Below are 11,656 nucleotides of genomic sequence, written 5' to 3'. Positions count from 1 at the left end.
GAACCGAAGGTGAAGATCCTCATTGCGGAAGACGACTGGGCATCACGAAATCTCGTGCAGCATGCGCTGCGTAAGGAGAATCATGAGCTGGTCGTGACACACGACGGGCGGGAAGCGTGGGAGGCGGTCCAGGCCGACGACGCGCCGCGGTTGCTCATCCTCGATTGGATGATGCCGGAGATGGATGGGCTCGATCTGTGCCGTCAGATCAGGGAGAATCCCGAACTCGGCCACCGCTACATCATCTTTCTGACCTCGAAGAGCGATGTTGACGAGATGATCAAGGCGTTCGACTGCGGCGCCGACGACTTCTTGGCCAAACCCTTCGATCAACAAGAACTCCTCGCCCGCGTTCGCGTGGGGGAACGCATCCTGAACCTGCAGCGATCGCTCGCCCAACGCGTCGACGAACTCGAGGGTGCCCTGTCGCAAGTCAAGCGACTCCAGGGACTCATCCCGATCTGTTCCTACTGTCACAAGGTGCGCAACGACGAGGACTATTGGCAGCGGGTCGAGGGCTATATCACCGAACGCTCCGAGGCGACCTTTTCTCACGCCATCTGCCCGGAGTGTCAGGAGAAGATCGTCAAACCTCAGATCGAGGAACTGCGCCGCGAACAGCTTGAGAGGAACGCGATGAAGGACTCCCAGTCGCCGCGCGGCAAGCGGCAGGACGTTCCCGGGAAGTAAACGCCGACAGCATTAGCTCCCCGTTCGTGATGCCTCGGACGCGAGACATCACTTGCGTTGTCCAGCAATGCCTTCGGTCGCATCAACCGGCACTCGCGGGGCGCGGACAACCAGGCTCAGAAGAATCCGCCGCCGTCGTCGAAACCACCTCCATCGAAGCCGCCGTCAAACCCGCCGCCGTCGTCGTAGCCCCCATCCATCCCGTAGTCGCCCTGGTTGTAGTCGTCCATGTTGGGGTCTTGCTGGAACTCGTTCGGATCGCCTCCGTAGCCCTGGTCGTCGGGGAGCTGCTCGTAGACGTTCTGGTTGATGTCGGTCACGTTCTCATCGATGACGCGCTCGCCGCCCATCATCCCGCCACCGCCGAATATGTCGCGGATGCCGCTGTAGAGCAGCGAGCCCGCGGCGACACCGACGGCCATCTGAGCGGCTCCCTTCATGAACGAGCCGACTCCCGACCCTTGGTGGTTTGGTGCCCCGGCATAGCCACCGCTCGCTTGGGACGGAGGAGCGTAGCGCGACGGTTGGGCGTATTGTGGGGGAGGCGCCGCGGGACGAGATGGCGCCGGGGAACCACCTCCGAAGAGGCCACCCAGGAAGCTGCCCCCCTGATGCGACTGGGTCGCGGCGTTCTGCTGGGCTTGCTGGAGAGCTTGAATGTGTTGTTCGGCTTGCTTGATCGCGTGCTCTTGAACGATGACCGATTGAGTCAGCTTGTAGAGAGCGTTCGGTTGCGAAGCGATTTGCTGCTGGATGAACGAATCGGCCTCTTGGTCGAACTCGCCCGTTTGGGCGCTGCGAAGTCGGTCGGCCACCGACTGGATCATGTCGCGTTCCAGGGGTTCCATGGGATCCTTTCCTTGGCATCATCACTGTGCGGGATCGGCGTTCCCGGATCGACGCGAACGCCCTCGCGCGCACGTGGTCAAGTGCTCGGTGAAGGGACGAAGATCACCGACACTGCAATGTACTACGCCGCGGCAGGCTTTGGCGACAGTTTTGAGGCATTTTCACCCATCACCATGAAGCTACCCGTTAACGAAGATCGGTCGTTCCAGGCTCGCTGTCGGTGGTGGAGTCGAGGCGGGCTTCCATGTAGCCGCAAAGGAGGACGGGGACGACAAAGAGCGTGACGAGCTCGACCGCCATCCCGCCGAAGACGGGGAGGGCCATCGCGCGGGCCACGTCGGCGCCGCGTCCGGTCGAGACGAGCACGGGAACGAGCGCGGCCATCGTCGTCACCGTCGTCATCAAGCAGGGACGAATCCGGCGCAGCCCCGCGTCGACGGTTGCGTTCCGCACCCGGGCGATGGTGTCGAGCGGCCGGCTTCGGAAGACCTGCGACAAATAGGTGGCGATGACCACGCCGTCATCGACCGCGATGCCGAAGAGGGCGATGAAGCCGACCCAGACCGCCGTGTTCATCTTCACGTCGAGGAAGCCGAGCAGAATCATCCCGCCGCCGAAGGCGACGGGGATGCCGGCGAAGACCGCCAGCGTCGTCGGCAGGTGCCGGAATTGGAAGTAGATGATCAGCACGTTGATCAGCACGACGAGCGGGACCAGCCAGAGGAGCCTGCGATTGGCTTCGATCTGGTTCTGGAAGGAACCCACCGCCTCAAGCTCGTAGCCCGCCGGCAACGCGAGCGTGCCCGAGGCTTGAGCCTCCCGCAGCAGGCTGGTTGCCATTTCGACCGTCTCGAGGTCGCCGACGGCGCCCGAGGGGGCGAACGAGACATGGGCCACGAGTCGGGCGTCCTCGCTGCTGATGCTTCCCGGTCCCCAGGTGGTGGACATGGTGGCGAGTTCCTCGAGCGGGACGACTTCGCCAGAGTGAGTGACGATCGGTAGTCGCTCGAGCTCGTCGAGCCGCTCGCGCCAATCGCGCTGATAGCGAACGCGGATTGGGTAGCGTTCGCGGCCCTCGACGGTGTTGCCGATCGTCAGGCCTCCGAGGGCCGCCTCGATGATCTGGTTGACCATCTCGACCGACATGCCGAACCGGGCCGTCGATTGCCGATCGACGTCGAACTCGACGTACGGTTTTCCCAGGACGATGTCGGGGTTGACCGTCTTGGGATCGATTTGAGGGACTTGGTCGCGAAGGAACTGCGCGACGCGTTGGGCCGCTTTGGCGAGTCCGTCGAGATCGTCGCCGTAGATCCGGATCGCCATCGGCGCCTTGATCCCGCTTTGCAACATCACAATGCGTCCCTCGATCGGCTGTAGCGGCGACGCAGGAGTGACACCGGGAAGCGTCGCGACGCGGTTGATCTCCTCCCAGATCGACTTCTCGTCGACGCCGTCGCGCCATTGGGCTTTCGGCTTGAGCGTGACGTAGGTCTCGACCATCGCGATCGGTGCCGGGTCGAGCGCCGACTCGACGCGACCGATCTTACCGAGGACATTGTCGACTTCGGGGATCCGCTTGATGAGCGTGTCCTGCGTCTGGATGACTTGCATCGCCTGGGAGAGGCTCGCCCCCGGATAGAGGGTCGGCATGTAGAACCAGCTCCCCTCGTCGAGCGCGATCCACGCGTTGCTCTGTAGTCCCGTGAACGAGTGTTTCAGCTCGACGTATCCTGGGACTTCATTGAGTTCGGTCCCGACGAGACGCGCGAGGCGTTCGAGGGGACGCAGAACCGTTGGCAGGCCGAGCCAAGCTCCCAGGCCGAGAAAGACGATCAACGCGGGAACGATCAGAAAGGCGGCTTTGAACCGCAGGAAAAGTCGCAGCACCGGTTCGTAGATCGCGTTGATCAACCGGGAGACGGGGTTCTGGTCGATCGGCCGGACTTGTTCCCTGAAGAGGGCGTAGCCGATGAGAAAGCCCGCCAGGGAGCTGGCCGCCGTCAGGAGCGAGCGATCGAGCCCCAACGAACGCCCGAGACGTTCGCCCCAAACTTGGGAGCAGGTGATTGCGAGGAGCAATCCCAGGCCGACGCCGCTGGCGACACTCATCCAACGCGGCTTCGTGACCGAGCGGAGGAAGAGACGACATAGGAGCGGGACGAGCAGGATCGCCACCAGGAGACTCGCGACAAGCGAGAACGTCTTCGTCCACGCGAGCGGAGCGAAGAGTTTGTAGTCGCGGCCGGTCAGGAAGAAGACCGGCAGGAAGCTGATCACGGTGGTGCTGACGGCGGTGATGACCGCGGGGGCGACTTCGTATGCCGCCTCCAGAATCACGGCCCGACGTTGGTCGCTTTCCTTGGCGTCGCCGTTCGCCTCCCAGTCGGCGACGTGCTGATAGATGTTCTCCGAGACGACGATCCCCATATCGACCATCGTCCCGATCGCGATGGCGATGCCGGCGAGTGACATGATATTGGCGTCGACGCCGAAGCGGTCCATCGCGACGAAGGCGAGCAGGACCGCGATCGGCAGCGTGACCGCCACCACCAGGCTCGAGCGAAAGTGAAGCAGGAAGAGGAGGATCACCGCGACGGTGATGGCGATCTCTTGGAGGAGGGCTTCGCGGAGAGTCGCGATCGTCTCGTCGATCAAGGTGGTGCGATCGTAGATCAGGTCGATGGAGATGCCCTCCAGCGAGGGTTCGAGCTTGGCGATCTTCTCCTTCACCCGTTCGATGACCTTGCGCGGGTTCTCTCCGTAGCGCATGACGACGACGCCTCCGACCGCTTCGCGACCGTTGAGGTCGAGCGCCCCACGCCGAAAGTCCGGACCGATCTGGACGAAGCCGATGTCCTTGACGCGGACGGGGACCCCGTCGCGGTCGACGACGATTGTCTCCTCGATGTCACTGACGGCGTCGAGCGGATCGCCGGTCCCGCCGATGAAGCCCTTGCCGCGGATGATGAACTCCATCCCCGACTGCTCGATCGTCTTGGCGCCAACGTCGATGTTGGCTTGGCGAAGGGCCTTGATGACTTGGTCGAGGGGAATGTCGTGAAACCGCAGCTTGTCGGGATCGACTTCGACTTGATACTGCCGGACATAGCCCCCGATCGAGGCGACCTCGCTGACCCCCTCGACCGCTTGGAGGGCGTACTTGACGATGAAATCCTGCGCCGAACGCAGCTCCCCGAGGTTCATCCCCGGAGGTGGTTCGAGGACATAGTAGAGGACTTGGCCGAGTCCGGTGGCGTCGGGGCCGAGCGTCGGCGTCACTCCTTCGGGAAGATCCTTCGACGCGGTCGCCAGTTGTTCGGAGACGCGCGAACGGGCCCAATAGAAGTCGATGTTGTCGGCGAAGGTAACCTGGACGAAGCTGAAGCCGAACATACTTTTGCCGCGAACGTTCTCCGCGCCCGGCACCGCGAGCAGGGAGACCGAGAGCGGATAGGTCACTTGGTCCTCCATGTCCTTGGGCGAGCGACCCGGCCAGGAGGCGAAGACGATGACTTGGTTCTCGCCGACATCGGGGATGGCGTCGATGGGAACGCGATCGACGCTCACCAATCCGTAGGCCACGATCACGGCGGTCGCCAAGAGGACGAAGAACCGCTCTTTCAAACAGAAGTCGATGGTCGAGCGAAGCATGGACTCACTCCCCCTTCGCCGACTTCGTGGCCGCGGACTTCCCTTCGGCGGTGGACGACTTGGCGTCGGCGGGTTCGCGATGCTGACTCGCATGGTCGGGAGCGCTTGCTCCGGCGAGCGGGAAGGTACGAATCGTGTCGCCGCAGTGGAGCATCTGGGAGCCCCAGTAGGGGTTGAGAAGGTGGTCGCTGAACTGAAGCCAGTCGCCTTGCCCCCCTTCCACCATCGAGCAGTGGTACTGGATGAGCGGCCTCTTCGCCTCGCTCCCGCGTGCCACGGCGGCTAAATGAAGCGCGGCGTGGCTGATCGTCTTGAAGATCGCTCGGTCTTGCTCGAGATTTCCTTTGGCGAGCGTCGCGGCCTCCTGGGCGATCAGTGCCGCCTGACGCGTGACCTCTTCGGGAAGGTCCTTCTCGCTCGACAAAAGCGTCGCCGCCTGGGAGAGGTTTGTCGCCTGCTCCTTGCTGACCGCGGTGTCCTTGGCGAGCGACTTCTGGATGGAGACGTAGACCGTGTAGAGTTGCTCGATCGCCTTGCCGGCGCTCCCTGATAGTGGCTTGACGTCCACGTGATCGTGCGTGTGGTCATCGGGCTGGGAGACGATCGCTCGGCTCGGATCGACGAGCGAGGGTTTGCCGCTGAGCTGCATCTGCGAGTCGATGAGGAAGTTGCCCGCGGTGGCGACCTTCTCCCCCGGCTCGAGGCGACTGAGGATGACGGCGTCCTTGGCGGTGAAGAGTCCGAGGGTGACCGGGCGCAGCTCGAACTTGCCCGCTTCGGTTTCGACATAGACGGCGGCGTGATCGCCGACCATCAAGACCGCCTGCCGGGGGACGACCAAGGATTCGGGATGGGGCAGTGGCTCTCGGGAGAAGCCGAAGTCGCTGGTGGGAACCAATTGCATTCCGCAGATCGGGCATGTTCCCGGCTGGTCGCGAACGATCTGGGGATGCATCGGACTGATCCACTTTCCCGCGAGTTTCGCATCGTAAATCTCGCCGGCGGGCCCGACGGGGACGGTGATGGTCGCGGTCGCGTAGTCGCCAGGTCGCAGCTTGCCCTTGGGATTGGGGATCTCGACGCGGACATCGACGGTTCTGGTTCGCGGGTCGACCACGGGGTTAATGAAGGCGACGCGTCCGTCGAAGGTCTCCCTGGGGAGCGACTGGACCTTCGCCTTTACCTGCTGTCCGAATCGAATGCTGGTGGCGTCTTCGGGAAAGAGTTTGAGGACGAGCCAGACCATCGAGAGATCGACGATGCGGTAGATCGGCTGGCCTGTCTCGACGTACTGCCCCTCCACCGCGAGCTTCTCGGTGACGGTACCGCCGATCGGTGAGTAGATCGTCAGGCGGCTTTCGGGCTTGTCGGAGGCCCGCAGTTCGTCGACCTGTTTCGCGGTCATGCCAAGTTCCAGCAGTTTCTGCCGGGCGTGATCGGCCAGACGCTCCTGCGTCTCGGCGAGGCCGGAGTTGCCGCGATTGCTGACTTCGCGGAGTCGGCGTTGGCTGGCGAGGAACTCGAACTGTGCCGAGTAGAGTTCGGGGCTGTAGAGGACGACCAGGTGATCGCCCTTGACGACTGGGACGCCGGTGTAGTCGGCGAACATCCGTTCGATGCGGCCATCGACATAGGCGGCGATCGTCGCGACGCGGCTCTCGTCGAAGGTGATCGAACCGACCGCTCGGATGGTGCGATCGAGAGGGACGAGCTTCGCCTCGGCGGTCTGGATGTTCGCCAAGCGTCGCGCGGCGGGCGCGATCGTGACCGAGTGATCGTCGGCTTGACCGCCGGGAGCCGCGACGACGAGTTCCATGCCGCAGATCGGGCAGCGGCCCGGGTTGGGTTGACGGATCTGGGGGTGCATCGGGCAGGTGTAGACGACGTCACCTTGGGTCGCCGCGGTTGAGATTCCGGTGGAGTCGCTCAGCCAGCCGACGCGTTGGGCGACCCCCAAGAGCGCGATCAGACCGATGCCGACGGCGGCGAAGCCGAGAGTCTGGACGAGGGTACGGAACCACCATCGATGAGCTCGCCCCGGATGGCGATGGGTTGGCTCGTTGGACATGATTGCCCCTTGTTGTCAACGAAGTCTGCTCTTCACGATTCAGCGGCCGGCGGTGTCGACGGGATCACCGGGCCTGTTGGCGAAGGTGCGGCGGTCCAACGAGCGTGCTTCGCGACGGCGGCGAGCCTGCATCCAAAAGGGAGCCGATCTACACCGGAAAACGAAGAATTTGCTCAAATTTGTGTTTGGTTTGGACAAATACCGACCAATTTTTGCACAAAATGAATGGATTGCGCTAGGTGGTGCGCATGAGAGCCCCGTCGATCTGATTCATGTGAGCCATGAACAGTAGAGGGTGTGGAGTGGGGAGTGCCCGGCGAGCGGTGTGGAACCCCCGTCGCGGATGAAGAGGTGGCGAAAGCTCACCGCCGACACGAGGATTCTCGCTGGTGGCTGCGTACTAGAACTAGCGGCGGTAGGGTCAACTGGAGCTGTCGGGATTTGCCCGAGCGGTTCCGAATCGGGAAAGCATTGGCACGTCGGAAGAATCGACTGGGACGGTTCCCCGACAGTAGGAATGGTCGCTCGCGTCAGGACGTTCGTCGAGGCGCAACAGCCGCAACACGAGCAGCTCGCTTCCTCTCGGTCGCTGCTGATCGAGCTCATTTGGCAAGGGCAGGTATCCGTAACCCCTGTGCACGCACAGGGATGGGGGATGTCGCCCACCACGAGCGTGGCGATCACCGTCAGAGCGAGAAGAGGTCGACAACGCGTCGAGAGCATGGCCACTCCACATGAGACTCCCTCATTATGACCTATCGGGGGAGCATTTGGTCAAGTGCTGTCGTCCAAGGTGTTAGGAATCATTCATTCTTCGGCTTTCCGGTGGTCGTAAGGAATGGGCAGCGCGAAGTTGAGGATCTTTCATGGCCCGGCCCCGCGGATTTGACATCGATGAGGCTCTTGAGGCGGCGATGACCGCCTTTTGGGAGCACGGATACGAAGCTACCTCCCTGGCCGACCTGATGGACGCGATGGAGATCCAGAAGGGGAGCATTTACAAGGCGTTCGGCGACAAGCACTCGCTCTTCATGCGGGCTCTCGAACGCTATAGTTCCAGCGTCCTCAAGCAGATCGGCGGCATCCTCGGGAGCGATCTCTCCGCGAGAGAGCAGTTCGAGCATCTTCTCGAGGGGCTGGTCGAGGTGTGCGACCAACCGTCGGCCCGGCGGGGCTGCATGGCGATCAACTCGATCGTCGAACTCGCGCCGCACGACGAGGAGGTCTGCCAGATGGTGCACAACCACTACCAGGAAGTCGAGCGCCTCTACGCCAACGCGATTCGTCGTGGGCAGTCACTCAACGAATTTCGGGACGATCTTTCCGCGGAGGAACTGGCCGAGTTCTTCTCGATTTACGTCTCGGGCGTGCTGGCGCGTTCCCGGGCCGCGTGCCCGCGCGAAAAGACGCAATTCCGCGCCGATCTGGCGCTGAAACTGTTGCTTCGCTGATGAAAACGGTGGGTTTCCGGCAATTTCTCGTCGTTGTCCGCGTTTCGAGCCCACGCCGGTTGAATGTGCGTCGATGGGTTCTATATTGACTGGCTCAGACCCAACGCTCCTTGATTGCATGAATGATTATGAAAACGACCATGCTCAAGCCGGCGGAGGTGCAAAGTAAGTGGTGGATCATCGATGGCGAGGATCTCGTCGTCGGTCGGCTGGCCGCGAAGCTGGCTCCGATCCTCATGGGAAAGCACCGCCCCGACTACACGCCCCACGTCCTCTGCGGTGATTTCGTGATTGTCACGAACGCGGAGAAGGTGAAGTTCACCGGGATGAAGTGGGAAGACAAAACCTACGACCGCTACACCGGCTATCCGGGTGGGCGCCGCGTCGTCACTGCATCGACGCTGCGCGACAAAGCCCCGGAGAAGATCCTGGAGTTGGCGGTGCGTCGGATGCTTCCGAAGAACAAGCTGGCTAGCCGAATGCTCAAGCGGCTGAAGGTTTACGCCGGGACGGACCATCCGCATCAGGCTCAGCAACCCGAGCCGCTCAAGATCGATCTGTGAGGGAAACGTGGCGAAAGAAGCACCTAACTACATCTGGGGCGTTGGCCGTCGCAAGACCTCGGTGGCGCGGGTTCGCGTAATCGAGGGTAGCGGCAAGATCGAAGTCAACGGCCGCAAGGTCGATGACTACTTCTCGGAAGAGAAGCATCGCGCCGACGTCGTCAAGCCGCTCGAAGTGACCTCGACCGGGGGTAACCTCGACGTCTTCATCCGGGTCACCGGCGGCGGATTCGCCGGCCAGTCGGGGGCTTGCGTCCTCGGCATCGCCCGCGCCTTGGCAAAGCACGACGCCAACCACTATCAAGTCTTGCGAGAGCACCACTTGCTCACTCGCGATGGCCGTATGAAAGAACGGAAGAAATACGGTCAGAAGGGTGCTCGCAAGAAGTTCCAATTCTCGAAACGCTAACCAGCGATTCGACGACGCAAGTTCACCAACACCCGGGACGAACCTAGGCTCGCTCCGGGTGTTGTGCGTTTCTTGGTCGTTCATTTCGCCAGTTCAGTGCCAACTGCTTCCCGCCGTTGGCACTCGCCAACTCGCCCAGCCGAGCATTGAAGTGCTCACCATTGCCCCGGGACAAACCGACCGCTCCCCCTTGTCCAAGGGGGAGATAGAGGGGGTCTGTGGCGAGTCTTCTCAGCACTTCCGCCCGGCAGGTTCCTTTCGGTTTGGCGAATCCACGCCAGCACTTATTCCTCACTTCGGCACCGAACCTTCGCCTGGCCGCGAGTCTCCTCTCCGTCGTTGATCCGGCCCGATCCCGATTCGTGCCGGTCGAGGAGGGTCATCATGTTTCCCCTGTCACTCGATGCCGAGACCGAACTGCGTCCCGTCGCTCTCGGGGACGCCGAGGAACTCTTCGCGCTCGTCGATCGTCATCGCGGGTCGCTGCGCCAATGGCTGCCGTGGCTCGACGACTGCACCCGTCTCAACCAAACGCGTGAGAACCTCGAGCGAGCCCTCGAACAAATGGAGGAAGACCAAGGTCCCCATCTAACGATTCGCGTTCGCGGGGTGATCGTGGGTCGTATCGGCTTCCACAGCATCGACTGGACCAATCGCCGGACGAGTCTCGGCTATTGGCTGGCGCCCGAGGCCCGCGGGCGGGGAATCATGACTCGCTCCTGTCGAGCCTTGATCGACTATGCGCTGGTCGAGCGAAGGCTCAATCGGGTGGAGATCCGCTGCGCCGAGGGAAACCGGGCGAGCCGAGCGATTCCCGAGCGGCTCGGCTTTCCTTGTGAAGGAAAGCTTGCTCAAGCTCAGTGGCTGTACGATCATTACGTCGACTTGGTTGTCTATCGGATGCTCGCCGACGAGTGGAGAGCGATGAGTCCGCCGAGTCAGGCCGGTGTCGGCGAACGCCCGGCCGCAACAGTCCGTTGATTTAAGCGGGCCAAGGCGAGAACGAGCCATGTCGGCCAAGATCGAGGAGAAGAAACGCAGACGAATCCGTCGATTCGTCGCGTTTCTTTGACGCGGAGATTGGTCAAAAGGGCCGTTCGCAGCAGGCAGCGAATAAATCAACGGGCTGGTAACGTGAAGCGACGTCGCCGGAGCGTCACCTGTTGGGTGGGGCGTCCCGGCGCGGTGAAACGATCGACAGAAAGGGTGGGGCATGCTCCGTGTCATTCTCGCGGCGGTTATCGGGGGACTGATCGTCTTCGTTTGGAACTTTGTCTCCTGGATGGTCCTTCCTTTTCACGGGCAGACGCTCGACCGGATCCCCGGGGAGCCCGCCCAGGTCGAAGAGTTCCTCGGCACCTTTCCCGAGTCGGGGGTCTATCACTATCCAGGCATGCCCCCGTCGTCGAACCCCAGCGAACAGGAGATGGCCGACTGGACCGAGGCTTACAAAAGCGGCCCGCGCGTCAAGATGATGATCGTCGAGCACGGTGACGCGGACGCCGCGATGGGCAAGGAGACGCTGACGGCTCTCCTGCTCGACATCGGCGGAGCCTTCATGGTGGCGCAACTCCTCGCGCTGGTCGGGCCCGCGGTCGTCTTCTACTGGCAGCGTGTCGGTTTCGTCGTGATGCTCGTCTGTTTCGCGCTGGTAGTCGGCTACTTGCCCGACTGGATTTGGTGGGGGCATCCGGTCGACTTCGCCCTCTTGAAGGTTGCCGACATTCTCCTGGCCTGGTTCCTCGCCGGCCTGGTCATTGCCGCCATCGTCGACCCCGGCCGTCCGCAAGAGGTCGCGTCGGGGAATTAGGGGGTGGAGACTGAGGAGCGAACGCCGAGGCGACCGTAGGTCAGGCTATTGTCTGACGGGATGTTTGGCCGCATGGAGAAATCGAGAGATGGAAATTCGGCCGAACTAGATTTGTTGCGGTATCTTTCTCTGACTCGCGTCAGGCAATAGCCTGACCTACGG

At 62.4% G+C, this 11,656-nt stretch carries 9 protein-coding genes; 6 read left to right on the top strand and 3 right to left on the bottom strand.

Going from position 1 to position 11,656, the window contains the following annotated elements:
• Positions 1-9 precede the first annotated feature (9 nt).
• Entirely contained in the window at positions 10-690 is a 681-nt protein-coding gene (locus tag Pan216_RS23655; RefSeq protein WP_145262004.1) for a response regulator, read from the top strand.
• 116 nt (positions 691-806) lie between these two features.
• Here Pan216_RS23655 and Pan216_RS23650 read toward each other — a convergent pair whose 3' ends face one another.
• The 3 genes from Pan216_RS23650 to Pan216_RS23640 form a co-directional block, all read right to left on the bottom strand.
• Entirely contained in the window at positions 807-1,538 is a 732-nt protein-coding gene (locus Pan216_RS23650) for a DUF2076 domain-containing protein (protein ID WP_145262002.1), read from the bottom strand.
• Positions 1,539-1,725: 187 nt separating this feature from the next.
• On the bottom strand, positions 1,726-5,193 hold the full coding sequence (locus Pan216_RS23645) for an efflux RND transporter permease subunit (RefSeq protein WP_145262000.1): 3,468 nt from the start codon (positions 5,191-5,193) through the stop codon (positions 1,726-1,728).
• A gap of 4 nt (positions 5,194-5,197) precedes the next feature.
• Complete coding sequence (locus tag Pan216_RS23640) at positions 5,198-7,261, bottom strand: heavy metal-binding domain-containing protein (protein ID WP_145261998.1); 2,064 nt, start codon at positions 7,259-7,261, stop codon at positions 5,198-5,200.
• A gap of 866 nt (positions 7,262-8,127) precedes the next feature.
• Here Pan216_RS23640 and Pan216_RS23635 point away from each other — a divergent pair.
• The 5 genes from Pan216_RS23635 to Pan216_RS23615 all read left to right on the top strand — a co-directional run bounded on the left by Pan216_RS23635 (position 8,128) and on the right by Pan216_RS23615 (position 11,494).
• Positions 8,128-8,712, top strand: a complete 585-nt coding sequence (locus Pan216_RS23635) for a TetR/AcrR family transcriptional regulator (RefSeq protein WP_145261996.1) — start codon at positions 8,128-8,130, stop codon at positions 8,710-8,712.
• Positions 8,713-8,840: 128 nt separating this feature from the next.
• Positions 8,841-9,275: a 50S ribosomal protein L13 gene (rplM, locus tag Pan216_RS23630; protein ID WP_145264324.1), complete on the top strand. Its 435-nt coding sequence runs from the start codon at positions 8,841-8,843 to the stop codon at positions 9,273-9,275.
• A 7-nt stretch (positions 9,276-9,282) separates the two neighbouring features.
• Entirely contained in the window at positions 9,283-9,684 is a 402-nt protein-coding gene (gene rpsI / locus Pan216_RS23625) for a 30S ribosomal protein S9 (protein ID WP_145261995.1), read from the top strand.
• Positions 9,685-10,068: 384 nt separating this feature from the next.
• On the top strand, positions 10,069-10,665 hold the full coding sequence (locus Pan216_RS23620) for a GNAT family N-acetyltransferase (RefSeq protein WP_145261993.1): 597 nt from the start codon (positions 10,069-10,071) through the stop codon (positions 10,663-10,665).
• A gap of 232 nt (positions 10,666-10,897) precedes the next feature.
• Positions 10,898-11,494 carry a hypothetical protein gene (locus Pan216_RS23615; RefSeq protein ID WP_145261991.1) on the top strand — a complete coding sequence of 199 codons (597 nt, stop codon included), beginning with the start codon at positions 10,898-10,900 and terminating at the stop codon, positions 11,492-11,494.
• The last annotated feature ends 162 nt before the right edge of the window (positions 11,495-11,656 follow it).

The organism is Kolteria novifilia (assembly GCA_007748055.1).
Classification (GTDB): Bacteria; Planctomycetota; Planctomycetia; order Kolteriales; family Kolteriaceae; genus Kolteria; species Kolteria novifilia.
This window is presented reverse-complemented; position numbering and strand designations above follow the sequence as displayed.